Annotated in this window: 12 protein-coding genes; 2 read left to right on the forward strand and 10 right to left on the reverse strand. The window is 47.3% G+C overall.

Translation table 11 applies throughout. From position 1 onward, the window contains the following. Positions 1 to 891: 891 nt before the first annotated feature. The 10 genes from Q0323_RS07600 to mqnE form a co-directional block, all read right to left on the reverse strand. The gene (locus Q0323_RS07600; RefSeq protein WP_298053177.1) at positions 892 to 1566 is read right to left on the reverse strand and encodes a methionine ABC transporter permease; all 675 of its coding nucleotides are present in this window, start codon (positions 1564 to 1566) and stop codon (positions 892 to 894) included. A 260-nt stretch (positions 1567 to 1826) separates the two neighbouring features. Next, positions 1827 to 3662 carry a menaquinone biosynthesis decarboxylase gene (locus Q0323_RS07605; protein WP_298053180.1) on the reverse strand — a complete coding sequence of 612 codons (1836 nt, stop codon included), beginning with the start codon at positions 3660 to 3662 and terminating at the stop codon, positions 1827 to 1829. Positions 3663 to 3671: 9 nt separating this feature from the next. Next, a complete protein-coding gene (locus Q0323_RS07610; RefSeq protein WP_298053182.1) occupies positions 3672 to 4661 on the reverse strand; it encodes a hypothetical protein in 990 nt (329 codons plus the stop codon). Continuing rightward, the gene (locus Q0323_RS07615) at positions 4661 to 5509 is read right to left on the reverse strand and encodes a hypothetical protein (RefSeq protein WP_298053184.1); all 849 of its coding nucleotides are present in this window, start codon (positions 5507 to 5509) and stop codon (positions 4661 to 4663) included. The genes Q0323_RS07610 and Q0323_RS07615 overlap by 1 nt, the downstream gene beginning before the upstream one ends. A gap of 2 nt (positions 5510 to 5511) precedes the next feature. Beyond that, positions 5512 to 7509, reverse strand: a complete 1998-nt coding sequence (metG, locus tag Q0323_RS07620; RefSeq protein ID WP_298053186.1) for a methionine--tRNA ligase — start codon at positions 7507 to 7509, stop codon at positions 5512 to 5514. A gap of 45 nt (positions 7510 to 7554) precedes the next feature. Further along, positions 7555 to 8256 (reverse strand): type II secretion system protein, encoded by a 702-nt coding sequence (locus Q0323_RS07625; RefSeq protein ID WP_298053189.1) that lies wholly within the window; start codon positions 8254 to 8256, stop codon positions 7555 to 7557. A 27-nt stretch (positions 8257 to 8283) separates the two neighbouring features. Further along, positions 8284 to 9510, reverse strand: a complete 1227-nt coding sequence (locus Q0323_RS07630; RefSeq protein ID WP_298053192.1) for a hypothetical protein — start codon at positions 9508 to 9510, stop codon at positions 8284 to 8286. Positions 9511 to 9621: 111 nt separating this feature from the next. Then, positions 9622 to 10071 carry a phosphoribosyltransferase gene (locus Q0323_RS07635; protein WP_005871628.1) on the reverse strand — a complete coding sequence of 150 codons (450 nt, stop codon included), beginning with the start codon at positions 10069 to 10071 and terminating at the stop codon, positions 9622 to 9624. 15 nt (positions 10072 to 10086) lie between these two features. Continuing rightward, entirely contained in the window at positions 10087 to 11382 is a 1296-nt protein-coding gene (locus Q0323_RS07640) for an NCS2 family permease (protein ID WP_177386696.1), read from the reverse strand. 18 nt (positions 11383 to 11400) lie between these two features. Further along, complete coding sequence (mqnE, locus tag Q0323_RS07645; RefSeq protein ID WP_298053194.1) at positions 11401 to 12483, reverse strand: aminofutalosine synthase MqnE; 1083 nt, start codon at positions 12481 to 12483, stop codon at positions 11401 to 11403. A 141-nt stretch (positions 12484 to 12624) separates the two neighbouring features. On the opposite strand from mqnE, the gene glmS reads away from it, so the two are divergent. Next, on the forward strand, positions 12625 to 14442 hold the full coding sequence (glmS, locus tag Q0323_RS07650; RefSeq protein ID WP_298053197.1) for a glutamine--fructose-6-phosphate transaminase (isomerizing): 1818 nt from the start codon (positions 12625 to 12627) through the stop codon (positions 14440 to 14442). Positions 14443 to 14502: 60 nt separating this feature from the next. Then, complete coding sequence (locus tag Q0323_RS07655) at positions 14503 to 15636, forward strand: hypothetical protein (protein WP_298053200.1); 1134 nt, start codon at positions 14503 to 14505, stop codon at positions 15634 to 15636. Positions 15637 to 15660: the final 24 nt, after the last annotated feature.

The following is a 15660-nucleotide window of genomic DNA, read 5'->3' on the forward strand; positions in this document are numbered from 1 at the left end:
CAGCTTCACTCTTATGCGATAACGATATTATTAAACGCGCCGTATCCGCCCGCGTGAAATTTTACCGCAAGCGCTACAAGATAATTCATAAAATTCTATGCCGCTTTAAAATTTATCAATACGAAAGAATGTAGGCTCAATTCGCAGAGGAATTTCATAGTCTGCTTTATTTTTAAAGAACTGGCGTAATATTAGGTTCTTTTACCAAAGCCAAAAAAGCTTGTCAAAGCGGCAATACCATCATTATTAGCTTTTGCTAAGGCTGGTGCCTTTTATTTATATCCTGCGCTTTATATTTTAAAAGTAAGCTACGAAATTTCGAAGTAAAAGTGAAATTATATAAGAAAGATCTTGCAAAACTTAAAATTATAAAATTTTAAAACTGCTTGTCTTAGAATTTATAAGCAAAATTTCGCAAGGTCTAAATTTTTAAAATTTTAAAATTCCGTGCCTTAGAATTTCAAATTTCAACTTACGCTTCTCATTAAGATTTAGGCTAAATTTAAATTTTAGGCAATTAAATTTTAAAATTCTGCGCCTAAATCTTGCCTGCGAATTTTAAAATTATCCAGCATAGTTTCGATCGTTCGCTTCAAAGAGGCGACCTGTTATAAAAATAAAGCTTACTCTACGCGAAACAAGTCTTGGCACGAGCTTTGCTTCAGCTACACAAAGCCTAAAATTTAAACCTTGACGGTAGGCAAAAATCTAACTGCTTACGATATAGAATTTTAAGCGGTATTCATAGCATTGCAAACCCTACCTTTCTTATAATTTTATAGTTTGGTAAACGGGTTATACAAACGAACGGTCTATAAGTTTAAGATCTACTTTTTGCAATTTTATACTAATAGAAAATATTTGATATCTCGTTAAGCTACGGGTTTGAGCCTACTTTTTCGTGATTTTATAAAGTAAATTTCCGATGCTTTGGATTATCTGCACGAGCACGATCAGGATCACGACTGTGTATGACATTATATCGGGGCGGAAGCGCTGAAAGCCGTAGCGGATCGCCACGTCGCCGAGCCCACCACCGCCGACTGTGCCCGCCATCGCCGTAAATCCGATGATGACGATAAGCGTCAGAGTAATCGCGCCGATGATGCTAGGTAGCGCCTCGATGAACATCACGCGGAAGATAATCTGCGTCTTGCTCGCTCCAAAGCTCTTCGCCGCCTCGATCACGCCGCTATCTACCTCCAGCAGCGCGCTTTCGATAAGCCGCGCGATAAAGGGCGCCGAGCCGATAGTAAGCGGCACAATCGCCGCAGTGGTGCCGATGCTCGTGCCGACAAGAAGCTTCGTAAGCGGAAAGAGCACGATCAACAAAATTATAAACGGGAAGCTTCGCAGCGTGTTTATCACGACATCCAGCACGGCGTAAACGATGCGGTTTTCGCAAAGTCCGCCGCGGCGCGTAAGGATAAGCACGATCGCAAGCACGAGCCCCAAAATAAACGCCAAAGCCGTGCTTACGAAGGTCATATACAGCGTCTCCAGCGTCGCGTTTAGCAGCAGCTTCGGAATCACTCCGCTAAAAAAATTTTGTATCCACTCTATCATCTTTATCCTTTCAATTTGCGTCTGTTTGCGCTATATCGGGCTTTTGCGCCGTTATAAAAATTTTTGAAATTTTAAAATTTCCGCCGCAGTAAATTTTGCGCCTTAAAATTTTAGCCCTCGCATGGCGGTAAATTTTATCAAATTTTACCGCTTCGAGCCCGTAAATTTAGACGAAATTCCGTCTAAATTTAACGCGCGGCCTTAAAATCAAAGCTAAAATTTTAAAATTTCAAATCCGCGTGAAATTTCGTTCCACGCCCTCAAAAAATTTCAAATTTCTTAAATAGCTCGGGCTCGTCCTGCACGATGCCCCGCCCTATGAGGCTTGCTACGACTTCGCGGCTGCAGAGCGTCTCCTGCGGCCACCGGCGCGTATAGCCCTCCCACTCGTGCTTACTCGTAGCGTCGATGCAGATGCGATCGTCCTGCTCCACAAACACATCGCGCAGCGCATCGATGCTATTTACGACGCGCCAAACGCTCATATAGAGGTTGCTCGCGTCGTTTATCGCATCGGTAAAAATCAAAATTTTAAAATTCTTGCTAAATTTCAAAAGCCGCCGCCAGCTCCGCTCCACGAGCTCTTTTTTGTCTATGTTTATCAGCACAAGCGGGTTTTTCGTATCGCAAAAATGCTGCTTAAGCGCTAAAATAGCGGGCTCCTCGCTTTGAAATTTCGCTAGTAGCTCCTCATCGCTTAAAATTTGCGGCGCCTGCGAGCTTAGATCAACCGTCGTATCGATGCCGAGCTTGCCGCCGAAGCAGGAGTTCGGGCTTGCGTGATCGAGCTGATCGCACACACCCTCGCTAAAAACGAGGCTGCGCGCGCCTATGCGGTTTAGGACGTACTTCGTAAGCGCTTCGTACTCATCTAAGCTCGGCGCGTCCTGCGGCACGAAAACGGCGTGTTTTACGAAGCTCATCTGCCCCACGCCCCAAAACGCGTGCATGATCTGTTTGGCAGCAGCGGGGTAGCGCACGGCGATCTTAGCCAAAATCAGATTGTGAAATACGCCGTTTTCGGGCATTTTATAATCGATCAGATCGGGCGCGCTCGTGCGAAACAGCGGCAAAAAGATCCGCTCGGTCGCGTATCCCATAAATTTATCCTCAAGCGGCGGCTTGCCCACGACGGTGGCGTGAAATACGGGCGCGCGTTTGTGCGTGATCGCGCTAACCTCCATCACCGGAAATGGCTCTACCGGCGTGTAATATCCGGTGTGATCGCCGAAAGGCCCCTCCGGCTCGCTTACGGCGGGATCGACAAAGCCCTCGATCACGTAATCAGCGTCCGCGGGAACGTAAATTTCATTCGTAAGCGATTTTACGAGGCGAGCGGGGCTGCGGCGGATGAAGCCGTAAAGCAGCAGTTCAAAAATCCCCTTCGGCAGCGGCGCCTGACCGCACCAGATATAGAGTGGATCGCCGCCAATCGCCACGGATACGGGCATCTTGCGCCCCGCTTTGCGGTATTTGTCGAAAAAGCTGGCGCCGTCTTTGTGGATCTGCCAGTGCATCCCCAGGCGGTCGCGCCCGTAAATTTGTAGGCGATACATGCCGAGATTTTGCGTTTGCGAGTTTAGATCCTTCGTATAGACCTGCCCCATTGTGATGAACGCGCCGCCGTCACCCTCCCAGGTCTTAAGCACGGGAAGCTCGCCCAAATCTACATCAGCGCCCAGATGCGCGACCTGTTGGCACTCGCCGCGACCGCTAAGGCGCTTTACAAAAATTTTACGCAGTGAGATTAAGTGCGCTAAAAAATCAAGCTTTTCGCCGAAGTTTTGCGGACGTTTCGGCTTTAGCAGGCTCTCGATCTCAGCGGCAATTTCGTCAGGTTCGCGGCCGAGGATTAAATTTAACGCCTCGAAGGAGCCAAAAATATTGGTTAGCACAGGCGGCATCTGTTTGCCCTGCGCGTTTCGCACGTTCGTAAAAAGCAGCGCCTGCGAGCGCTCTCTTTTTACCTCGATGTAGCTTGCGTGCGCTATCTCAAGCTCGGTGCCGATCTGCTCCTTTACCTCGCGCAATAGCCCGTTTTCGTAAAGCCTCTTTATCCAAAAATTTCCGTCTAAAATTTCATCAAAGCTCTGCATCCGCTGCCTTTAAAAAAATAGATTTTTTTCTTGCGGTTTTTGATTTAGAAGCTGTAAGATCGCGCTCTTTTCCGCAAAAACCAGCGCGTAGTGAAACTCGGGCAGGCTCTTTAGCGCGCTTAGCTTATTGAAGCGAAAGTCGATCTTAGTGCCGTCCAAGCGATCCTCCCAGCTGGCGCAGACGATAATTTTTTCGCGGAATTTCGCCCGCAAAAAATCCGCCTCACGCGCAAAAAGCTCAGGATCGCTTTCGGCGATAAAGGCGCGGTAGCTGCCGCCAAGCGAGCTAACGTTAAAAAATCTATCCACAAAAATCGGTTCAAAATGGCCGAATGCGCTTAAGCTTTGAAATTTAAAGGGTATGTTTTTGCGCGAGAGATACTCGATCACGCCGCATAGCTCGGGCAAAAATAGCTGCGGAAAGATTAAGTTTGAGTAATAAAGCCCGCCGAAAACGAAGCTGCTGTAAAATATCGAGCCGCCGTAAAGCAGCCTAAAATCATAGCTCGCGGGGATAGTGACGGGCGAGATACCGAGGCTTTGCAAAAGATCGCCGTCGGTGGTGAAGTAGGTATTTTTCTCTTTGGCGTTCAGCAGGCTGATGAAAAGCTCGCCCTTGATGCGCGGCGCAAACATCAAATTTTTCGGCACGCTCGTGTAGCGCAGGATCTCGCTTTGCACCTCGTTTATCAGCACGAAGCCGTGCCGCCACGTCTCGCCCAGAAATTTTATCAGTCGTACGAGCGCCGAGCATAAATTTTCGACCTTGATAAAGGCGATCTCGTCATTAAGCGGCTTGAAATTGTTATCGAAAATGATCGCGTACGCGCCGTTATCGATCGCGGTGCGCACGTCGCGCTCGTTTGCGCCGAGTGCGATGAAAGCTCCCTTTTTCGCGACCTTTGCAGGCTCAATCGCAAAGCTCTCGACAGCGGAGATCGCAGGATTATTTAGCATCGTTCCGTTTACGATACGGGTTAAATTTAATAAATTTACCATTACGACTTCCCTGCGGCGGAGCTTTTAAAGGGCGCGCTCTTTGCAGCGCGGTGCAGCTGCTTTGCGGTAGATGCAGAGGTTGCGCCGGATGCAGCGGCTTCTTTTGCGGCGATTGCGGCAGGTGCAGCAGTATTTTTTGCGATGCGGCGAGATTTTGCGTTCTGAGAGGTGCTTTTAGCCGCTGCCGATTTTGCGCCAGCTGCAGAAATTTTATTTTGCGCGGTGCTTTTTACGGATGCCGATTTTGCGACAGATGGCGATTTTGCCGTGGATGTAGAGACTAGACCTACTGCGATATTTTTGGCGGTCGATGCGGTTTTTGCGACAGGTGTAGGTTTTTTAGCAAGCGGAGATTTTTTTGCGGGCACGCTTTTTATCGCTGCGTTTTTTTTAGCAGAGGCACTTTTGGAAAGCGAGGCGTCTTTTTTAACATTCGCGCTAGAAACGTTTGCCGTGCGCTTTCTACGCGGCGTGACGCTTGCTTTAGAGCTCTCGCCATCCGCACTCGCATATTTTTTCGTGCGCTCGTCCGTAAATTTATCGGTGCGTGAAAGTGAGCGCACGACCGCGCACGCACCGAGCTTTGCGCATTTTAAAGCGGCGAACTTCGACAGCTCGCAAACGCCTAGCGTTAAAATTTTACGCGCTGCAAATTTTAAAGCAGCCCCTGCGCCGAGCTTTAGCGCCAAAGGCGTGGCGCATACAAGCCCGCCCGCGCCGATCTTTGCGGTGAGGGAGGAGCTGCGGTAAAACTTTAAAATTTTATCCGAAGCGCTGCTTTTTTGCGCACAGAGTCCAGCCGCGCCGTAGATAGCGAGCTTCGAAGCCTTGCGCGCTAAAGCCTTCATTGCTAACCTACGATCGCGCCGTTTTTTACGGGCGCGAGGGTGCTAAGCAGCGTAAGGCTGCCGTCCTCGGCGCTTAAAATCATGCCCTCGCTCGTGTGTTTAAAAATTTTAGCGGGTTTTAAATTTGCCAGCACGCAGATCTGCTTGCCGATAAGCGCGGCGGGATCGTAAAATTTCGCGATACCGCTGATGATTTGACGCGGCTTCTCCTCGCCCAAATCGATCATAAATCGCAACAACTTCTCGCTGCCCTCAATGTTTTCGCACTCCAAAACCGTGCCGACTTTTATAACGCATTTTTTAAAATCGTCGATTTTAATCTGCGCTTCAGATGCTGCGCCTTGGGCTTCTTGCGCCGTAGCGCCCGAGCCGGAAGCATTTGCGTTTAAGCTTGGCGCGCCTTTTGCCGCGGCATCCGTACCGGAACCGCTTGTAGAATTTACAGCGCCGTCCAGTCTATCGTAGTCCGCCTTCGGCATCAGCTCGTGATCGATCTTGGTAAAAAGCGGCTCGCACGGCTTAGCCTTAAAATCTAAAATTTCGCCGCGAATCACTAGCTTTTCATAAAGCAACGTGGATATTTCAAAGCCGAGCGTGTCTGCGATACGTGCCGCCGTCTTCGGCATTGCAGGGCTTAGCAGCACGGCGACTTTAACCAAAATATTTGCGACCAATGCGACGAGAGCCAACGCCTTAGCCTGCTCGCCGTTTTTCATCAAATTCCACGGCTCGTATTTCGCGATCGAAGCGTTTGCAAGAGCAAGCGCTCTCCAAAGCTCCTCTAAGTATCTATTGGTAGCGACCTCCTCAAGCGCGTTAAGTGCGGCACTCAGATAGGAGTTCGCTTCCTCGATCTCGGCGGTGAAAAATTTCATCATGTCTTTAGAATTTATGACGTAGTCCGAGTATTTTGCGCTCATGCCGACGATACGGCTAAGTAGATTTCCAAGCTCGTTAGCAAGCTCGGAATTTACGCGGTTTATGATCGCTTTTTGCGAAAAATCGCCGTCTTGACCGAACGGTACCTCGCGCAGCAAAAAATACCTAAACTGCTCCAGCCCGTAGGCGTTTGCGACCTCGCGCGGATCCACGACGTTGCCAAGGCTCTTACTCATCTTTTTGCCGTCTCGCGTCCACCAGCCGTGAGCTGCGATGCTGCGCGGCATATTTAGTCCCAGGCTCATCAAAAACGCAGGCCAATAAACGGCGTGAAAGCGCAAAATGTCCTTACCCACGATATGCAGCGCGTCGCTCCAATACTCCATCCGCTCGCCGCCCGCGCAAAATCCAAGCGAACTAAGGTAATCCATCAGCGCGTCCAGCCAGACGTAAATCACGTGCTTCGGATCGTTCAGTTCGGGCGGAATTTTAACGCCCCAATCAAAACCCGTTCGCGTGATCGAAAGATCCTTCAGTCCGCTTTTTACGAAGCTTATTACCTCGTTTTTTTTGCCTAGGGGCAGGATGCACTTTTCGTCCTCATACCATTTTAAAAGTCTGTCTGCATAGGCGCTAAGTCTGAAAAAATAGCTCTCCTCTTTTAAAATTTTAGTCTTTTTGCCGCAGTCAGGGCAATACTCGCCGTCGATTAGCTGAGCGGAAGGGAAAAAACTCTCGCAGCTTACGCAGTAGTTGCCCTCGTATTCGCCCTTATAAATGTCGCCCTTTTCATACATCTTGCGAAATACGTTTTGCACCGCCGCCTCGTGCGCGGCATCGGTAGTGCGCGAAAACATATCATAGCTGATGTCAAACTCGTCCCACAGGTCTTTAAATTTAGCGCTTACGCCGTCTGCGTACTGCTTTGGGCTCTGAGCGTGCTTGGCTGCGGCCTCCTCGATCTTTTGGCCGTGCTCGTCGGTGCCCGTTTTAAAAAATACTTCGTGCCCTTGCAGGCGGTAAAATCTAGCCATCGTATCGGCGATGATCGTCGTGTATGCGTGACCGATGTGCGGGACATCGTTTACGTAATAAATCGGCGTCATTATGTATTTTTTCATTATTCTCCTTGCGCTTGCTTAAATTCGACTAAAATTTAATTGGTCCTATTGCGCGGCTGTACCGGTATTAGAATTTAGCGTGTATCTTACGTATCCGGTCTCAGGCTCGATAGTAATACTAGCGGTCTCTCTCGCATCATTGGTAAGCGTGATGACGCATGGATTTTGACCTACAAAAAGCCTATCATAAGGCACTGTAGAGTCTGCTACTTGTCCCATAGGACGTCCATATGAGTCAAAGACTATAGTTTGATTAGTAGGGGCTCCGCAATTAGTAAATGTGATATTTCTAATATCGTAAGTTTTTGTAAGATTTAGCTTCTTATTAATCCTCTCGGCATTTCTATTCATCGCCTGATTTTGAAAGCCGGCACTTAAAATTTTATTTGGATTTTGTGGATCCGTAGCAAAATCGACTCTTGACAGATCAGACAGATCGACACTACCGTTAGGATTGCCGCTCATAGTGCTATCATAATACACCGTATAAGTCCAACCTTCGGCACTACCTTTGGCGGTAGTATAACTAAATTGAATTCTCCAAAGCTTTTTAAACCAATCCGGGTCATTAGGATCGAATTTGTTATCATTCATAGCCAGCTGCTGAGTATAGCGAATATGAGCAGCTACTTGATCTGCCGCCTCCACAAGGCTATTTCGATTGATTTGAGGCACCGCCACCGCCGCTAGAATTCCAACCACCACGATGATGAAAATCAGCTCTATCATAGTAAATGCTTTTTTCATAATTTTTACCTTTCATAAAAATTTTGTTTATATTTTAACATAAAATTTCGCAATTCGCACGCCTCGCTTGTAAATATCTATATTTTGTATCGAATTTTTATGATCCGATACATATTCTGGCTCATCCGCATAGATAAAAGCGCTGTCCCCACCAGGCAGTCCGTAAAATTTCAGGCGCAGGCAGAGCCTCTCGTCTTCGCAGCTTACGCTTTTTACTCCACGATTTTTTAGCTCACTTGCCAGCTGCCTAGCTACGTCAAATTTATAGATGAAATGCCGCTGCGGTTTATTTGCGAACATCGCCTCATACATCACATCGCTAAAAATCACTGCAAAATAACTCACCGCTAAGCTTACCAGCGTCACACCCACGGCGATCTTGTGAAAGGTGCGAAATTTAGGCAATCTAACGCGGTATGAATTAAATAAAACCCGAATGATCAAAGGCGTAGCGATAACGCAATACGGCAGCATCATCTCAAGCGCCACGCGCTGTCTTAGCGAAAAAAGCATCGTCAGACAAAGCGCGCTCGTGGCGATGAACCACAGCAGGCTCTTTTCCTCTTTGATCCAAATTCTATAGATCGTGTAGATGAAAAATAAAAATACAAGAGGCGAAAATGCGCCCGCAAAAACGCCCACGGTATCTAAAAAATACCCCTTCGGCTTGCCCTCAGAGCTTACGTCGTAAAAGATCACGCTGAAGCTAAATAGCGCTATGCAAAGCAGCAAAAGCTCCTTTTTGCGCCTATAAAGCGCCCAAATTCCAAAGCCGACGTAGAGCATAAAAAACGCGCGGTCGATCAAGGCGCAAACGGACAGAAGCACGAAAAGCGCGATATTGTATTCGCTCTTTGCAAAATAGATCGCCAGCAGCGTGAAGAAAACGATGATGCCAGCGGGATTTAGCAAGATCGCGCTACTCATCGATGCAGGAAGCGCCATAAATAGAGCCGTAGCGACCACTCTGTCGAAGCGGCGCTTTAGAATAAATTTTGAAATTTTATAGATCATCGCGGCGTTTGCGAAGTGGATCAAAATAAACGGTATGCGCAGGGCGTAGTCGTTGCGCCCGAAAATTTCGCAGCTTAAATTTGCGATTAGCGAAACGAGGGATTTTTTCTCATAAAAAATTTCGGCTTCGTAGTAGCTGATGCTTAAATTTGAGATCGCATAAAGCAAAAATATGCCCTGAAACAGGCATATTATGGAGATCACGAAAATTTCGTTTTGATAAAGCTTCTTCACTCTCATCCTTGCTGCGGGCACTTTAGATTTACGGCTAAATTCTATGGCCGAAATTTTATAAAATTTAAGCCGCCGAATCCTTTAAAATTTAGCCGCTAAATTTAACCGCACGCCGCTTCATTCCTCTATCGTATAATTTTCCCAAAAGAAATTTATCCACTCATCCGTCTTTGAAATTTTAAAATCGGGCTGGATAAGCGCTTTAGGTTTGTAAAAAATCACCGCGGTTTTAAGCTCTATTTGCGGGAATTTCTCCAGCAGCACGCGCTTGATCTCGACCATACTGTCGCCGCTGTCGATGATATCGTCCACCAGCAGCACGCGCTTGTAAAGCTCCAGATCGGGCACGTTGAAAACGTCGATGGTGTCGAGCTTTTTGGTGTCCGCGTAGTGGATGGAATTTATCGAAAATATCGTCCGCATATCAAGCGCATTGGCTAGCGCGTGACCGAATGTGAGCCCGCCTCTAGCGATCGCCACGATTGCATCGGGCATAAATTCGTCCCTAACCTGCTTTGCTATAACTCTTGCGTCGCGATCCATCTCGTCAAAACTATAAAATCTCATATCTTTCCTTAAAATTTAATGCATTAAAAATACTAAAACGCTAATCGCGCCAAGCGTCAAAACGCCGAAATTTAAATCTTTTATCCTGCGCTGAGCGAGTCTAACTACGATATAAGCGATAAAGCCGAAGCTTAAGCCGTTGGTGATCGAGTAGGTAAAAGGCATCAAAAATACTATAAAAAACGCAGGGATTAGAATTCCAGCGTCGCTATAATCGATCTTGCCAAGCTCGCTAAACATCAAAACCCCGACCATTACGAGGATCGGATAGATTGCATTTGCTGGGATCGCCTTAAATAGCGGCAGCATAAACAGCGTCAGCACGAAAAATATAGCGCAAAATACCGCGGTAAGTCCCGTGCGACCGCCCGCCTCCACGCCGCTGGCGCTCTCGGCAAACGCAGTAACCGTGCTCGTTCCTATAACGGCGCCCGCAACGCTGCCTATCGCATCGGAGGTTAAATTTCTAGATAATTTTTTCATGCCGTCTTTACTATTCTCTCCAAAAAGCCCTGCGCGGTTTCCCACGCCGGTTAGAGTGCCGATGCTATCGAATAGATGCGTGACGAAAAATGTGATTATAAAAGGCACGAACGCGAGCTTTAGCGCTCCGGGGATATCTAACTTAGCAAATATCGGCGTTATGCCGCTTGGCGCGCTTACGATGCCATGAGGTGCGGGCGAAATTCCAGCCACCCACGCAACGCACGAAGTAATCAAGATGCTTAAGATAAACGCCGCCTTGATTCTAAGCACGAAGAGCACCAGCACTACCGCTAAGCCTAAAATTCCAAGCAAAACGTTTAGATCTTTTAAATTTCCTAAAGTTACTAGCGTCGCCTGACTAGGCGCGATGACGCCCATCTGCTTAAGTCCGATGAAGCAGATAAAAGCGCCGATACCCGCGCTTATGGCGCGACGCAGATCAAGTGGGATAGATTTGATAACCCAAACGCGAAAGTTCGTAAACGAAAGCACGGTAAAAAGCGCCCCGCTTATCGCTACGATGCCAAGTGCGCTCTGCCACGGCATCTTCGCATCCACGCACAACGCAAAGGTAAAATATGCATTTAGTCCCATACCGACGCTAAGCGCAACGGGGGTATTTGCAAAGAGCCCATTAAATAACGTCGCGATTATCGTAATAAGCGCGGTTGCCGTAACCAGCGCATCAAACGGCATACCTGCGATGCTCATAATGTTAGCGTTTACTGGCACGATGTAAATCATCGCCAAAAACGTAGTAAGCCCTGCGATAAGCTCCTGCCTTACCGACGTTTTTGCCGCGGCGAGATGAAAGAATTTCTCCACTTGCTCCTCCTTTAGAATTTATTCGTAAATTTTGATCTGGTTATACAAGCTGTCGCGCTCGACCGGCACAAAGCCCGCAGTGCCGATCATATCGATAAAATCGCGCTTGCTCTGCCCTTTTTTGCTGCTGGCGCCGGCGCTGCTTTGAATGCTTTCGTTCTCGATCGTGCCGTCAAGATCGTCCGCGCCGAAATCCTGCGCTACGAGAGCCAAATTTAAGGTCGAGGTCGCCCAATACGCCTTGATATGCGCGACGTTGTCGAGCAGAATTCTACTAATCGCGATCGTTTTTAAAATTTCGACCGAGCCCAAAAAGCCCTTAACGTCCAGGTAGTTGTTCTCGCGCTGATACACGAGCGGGATGAAGGCGTTGAAACCGCCGCCGTTAGCGCGAGCTAGGCTCTCATCTTGCAGCGCGCGGATGCGCAAGATGTGATCGATACGGTGAGCGCGGCTTTCGATATGTCCAAAGAGCATCGTGGCGTTGCTCTGACGCCCGCGCGCATGCCACAGCGAGTGGATACGCAGCCACTGCTCGCTTGAGACCTTGCCTTTGCAAATTTTATCGCGCACGTCCTCGTCAAAAATTTCGGCGCCGCCCCCGGGCATCGAATCCACGCCGCTTTGCATCATCAGCTCTATCGTCTCTTCGTAGCTCATCTTCCACTTTCGCCGCCAGTAATCGACCTCCGCCGCGGTCATCGCCTTGATATGCACAAGCGGATATTTTTGCTTTATCGCTTTGAAAATTCCCAAATATTGCTGCGGCGTAACAAACGGATTGTGCGAGCTTACGATATGAATCTCCTTCGTGCCGCGCGCTACGGTCTCGTCCACGATACGCATGATCTCATCATCGCTCATCGTATAGGCGTTTTCGTTCTTGCGGTGCGCCGAAAATGCGCAAAATTTACAGGTATCTGCACATAAATTTGAAGGATTGATATGGCGATTTGCGTTGAAATAGACGTTTTTGCCGTTTTTTTCTTTGCGAATAGCAAAGGCGAATTTGCCCAGATCGAAAAGATCTAAATCCCATAATTTCACGCCGTCTTCGTAATTTAATCTCTCGCCGCTTTGTAATTTTTCTAAAATTTCCATCGATTTTCCAAGCCAAATTTTGTGCTAATTATATAATTTTTTGCTTACAAAACGGATAAGCGGACTAAATTTAGAGCCGAATTTCGTTAATTTAAAATAGCGTAGTAAAATGGGCGCCAAATTTCAAATAAGGAAAGCAAAATGTGTGGAATCGTGGGCTACATAGGAAATGAAGAGAAGAAAAAAATCATAATAAACGGACTGAAAGAACTCGAATATCGAGGATACGACAGCGCGGGCCTTGCCGTGATGGACGAGAGTGCGAATATAAAGTATTTCAAAGCGGTCGGCAAGCTGAATAATCTCGAAGAAAAGATGAAAGATTTCACTTCGCAAGGCTTTGGCGTTGCGATCGGGCATACTCGCTGGGCGACGCACGGAAAGCCTACCGAGCTTAACGCGCATCCGCATTTTGGGGATTTTAGCTTCGTCGTGCATAACGGTATCATCGAAAACTACATCGAGCTAAAAGATGAGCTCGAAGCGGACGGCGTGAAATTTTTAAGCCAGACCGATACCGAAGTAATCGTGCATCTTTTTGAAAAAAATTTCAAGGCTAGCAACGACGCATTTAAGGCATATGAAGCCACAATTAAACGGCTAAAAGGCGCATACGCTACGCTTTTAATCACCAAGGCAGCACCTGGCGAAATTTTCTTTGCTAAAAACGCAGCTCCGCTGATCGTCGCAAAAAACGATAAAAACGAAATTTTCTTTAGCTCCTCGGACGCTCCGCTCATCGGGCTTGCGAATACGGCTGCGTATCTGGACGATCAAATTTACGGCGTTGCCAAGCTTGGACAAATCGACGTTTTTAAAAACTCTAAACCGCATAATTGCGCCTTTAGTGAGCTTCCGAAAGATAAAGGCTATGCGCAAAAAGAGGGCTTTAGATTTTTTATGGAAAAAGAAATTTACGAGCAGGCGCAAGTCGTAACCGAAACGATGATGGGGCGCGTAATCAAGGGCGGAAAGATAAAATTTGACGAGCTTGACGAGGTGCTGTTTGAGGGGATCGACGAGGTCGTGTTATGCGCCTGCGGTACGAGCTATCACGCCGCGCTCGTAAGCTCGTATCTTTTTGAGCGCATAGTCAAAATCCGCACAAAAGTAGAAGTTGCCAGCGAGTTCCGCTACAAGGAGCCGTTTTTGAATAAAAACGCCCTTTTCATCGTCATTTCGCAAAGCGGCGAGACCGCCGATACCCTAGAGGCGCTGCATATCGCTAAAAAAGCCGGTCTTAGGACGCTTGCGATCTGCAACGTCGATAATAGCTCAATCGTGCGCATGGCAGGCAGCGTGATCCTCACCCGCGCAGGCATCGAAAAGGGGGTAGCATCTACGAAGGCTTTTGCGACGCAGGTTATGGTGCTATGGATGTTCGTCGTGTATCTTGCAAATCTGCGCGGCACCGTCTCCGCCAAAAACAACGCGAGCGAAATTTCGGCGATGCTTCATATCCCGCAAATTTTAAAGATCAAAGACGGCTTGCAGGATAAAATTTACCGCATGAGCAAGCATTACCTGCACGGACACGGCTTTTTCTTTATTGGGCGCGATATTTTCTATCCACTCGCTCTTGAGGGCGCGCTCAAGCTCAAAGAGATCTCCTATCTGCACGCGGAGGGCTATCCGAGCGGCGAGATGAAACACGGTCCGATCGCGCTTGCGGATTCCAATCTTTTTACGATCGCGCTAATGCCTAAAAATGCGCTTTATGAAAAAACCAAAAGCAACGTCGAGGAGCTTGCCGCGCGCGATGCGTATATTTTAGCTATCAGCCCGGAAGAGCCCGAGATCGCGGATGATTTTATCAAAACGAGCGAGCAGAGTCACGCGATGAGCGAGTTTTTTGAGATGATGATAATTTTACAAATTCTAGCTCTTGAAATCTCCGTCAGACTTGGCAACGACGTAGATATGCCGCGGAATTTAGCCAAAAGTGTGACCGTAGAATAATCGTTTTTTAAGTTCATTTTGACTAATATTTCTCATTAAAAAATCGGGGAATGTTAGTATATGAGACTTATCGGATTTATCAGAGGTGAAAATGTCATAGTCGCCACGGGCGGGGTCGAGTATAGCTACGAAATGCTAGGCGAGCGCGATCCTAGCCTAACCGACGGCGATGAGGTAAGCTTCGACACACTAGCATCCAGCGCGATAAATATAAAGCGCGTCGAGGGCTCTAAATCCAAAGACCGCGTAGCGCAAAAAGTAGCCCCACAGCCAAAAGAAGCTGCAAAGCAAAACGATGAAATTTTTGGCGATAAGGATTTTAGAGAAGACAATATATCCGAAGCGCCATCCTTTCAAAGCTCCACCGAAAATATTGCAAACGATATATCTGCCGTAAAAGAAACGAAGGTCGCAAAAAAATTTAATAAATTTAAATTTAACCGCAAAGCCAAGCCTGCTAGTGCAAAAAAACCGAAATTCTTTGGATTTGAGTTCGTCCAAACCGACGATCTGCGCACTACGCAAAGCGTCGAGAGTAAAATTTATACTTCATCTATCCGCAAGGAAGGGCTTAAATCCATAATCCTGCCCATAGCGCCAATAGTCATTATTTTGATATTCCGTTCGCAAATCGCAAGCATATTTCTATCTTTTTCGCAGATCGAAGCTTATGTCAATCAAGATACGGTTTATATGGTGATGGACCTGCTGATTTTCCTTAGTTTTGCACTATTTTATCTGCTGCCGCTTAACCGCGCGATAAACCTACTCTCCATAGCGACGCACGATCAATACCCGATGCGTCAAATGGCGAATTACAACGTCTTTATCATCCTGTGCGTCATCTCTACGATCCTGCAGGATAAGAGCCTGGGGCTGGATGAGTTCGAGCAGATTTTCATCTGCGGCGTGATCGGATTTGGGCTAATTTCGTTTTATTATAAGTTCAAGGCGTTTGCGTTTATATTTTTCAAAACTGCAGGCTCGATCCTATTTGCTCCTGCGCTGCTCGTAGAGCTCGCGGCTATTATTTTCATCGGCATCGGCGACCGCTATACTGGCGCGTCGATGAAATTTATGGAGCTTACGGGACTATTTTTTGCGAGCACGGCGTGGAGATACATCATAATTTTTATCGTTATGTCGCCGCTTTATTTCCTTGGATTTTGTATGCTAAGGTGGATTAAAAAATAATTTTACAAAATTTTACCGCAGATT

The organism is uncultured Campylobacter sp., assembly GCF_938030145.1.
In the GTDB taxonomy this organism is placed as follows: Bacteria; Campylobacterota; Campylobacteria; order Campylobacterales; family Campylobacteraceae; genus Campylobacter_B.

Excerpts from the sequence above, each read along its gene's own strand:
- Q0323_RS07600 (WP_298053177.1), bottom strand. The coding sequence starts at position 1,566 with ATGATAGAGTGGATACAAAATTTTTTTAGCGGAGTGATTCCGAAGCTG.
- Q0323_RS07605 (WP_298053180.1), bottom strand. The coding sequence starts at position 3,662 with ATGCAGAGCTTTGATGAAATTTTAGACGGAAATTTTTGGATAAAGAGG.
- Q0323_RS07610 (WP_298053182.1), bottom strand. The coding sequence starts at position 4,661 with ATGGTAAATTTATTAAATTTAACCCGTATCGTAAACGGAACGATGCTA.
- Q0323_RS07615 (WP_298053184.1), bottom strand. The coding sequence starts at position 5,509 with ATGAAGGCTTTAGCGCGCAAGGCTTCGAAGCTCGCTATCTACGGCGCG.
- metG (WP_298053186.1), bottom strand. The coding sequence starts at position 7,509 with ATGAAAAAATACATAATGACGCCGATTTATTACGTAAACGATGTCCCG.
- Q0323_RS07625 (WP_298053189.1), bottom strand. The coding sequence starts at position 8,256 with ATGAAAAAAGCATTTACTATGATAGAGCTGATTTTCATCATCGTGGTG.
- Q0323_RS07630 (WP_298053192.1), bottom strand. The coding sequence starts at position 9,510 with ATGAGAGTGAAGAAGCTTTATCAAAACGAAATTTTCGTGATCTCCATA.
- Q0323_RS07635 (WP_005871628.1), bottom strand. The coding sequence starts at position 10,071 with ATGAGATTTTATAGTTTTGACGAGATGGATCGCGACGCAAGAGTTATA.
- mqnE (WP_298053194.1), bottom strand. The coding sequence starts at position 12,483 with ATGGAAATTTTAGAAAAATTACAAAGCGGCGAGAGATTAAATTACGAA.
- glmS (WP_298053197.1), top strand. The coding sequence starts at position 12,625 with ATGTGTGGAATCGTGGGCTACATAGGAAATGAAGAGAAGAAAAAAATC.
- Q0323_RS07655 (WP_298053200.1), top strand. The coding sequence starts at position 14,503 with ATGAGACTTATCGGATTTATCAGAGGTGAAAATGTCATAGTCGCCACG.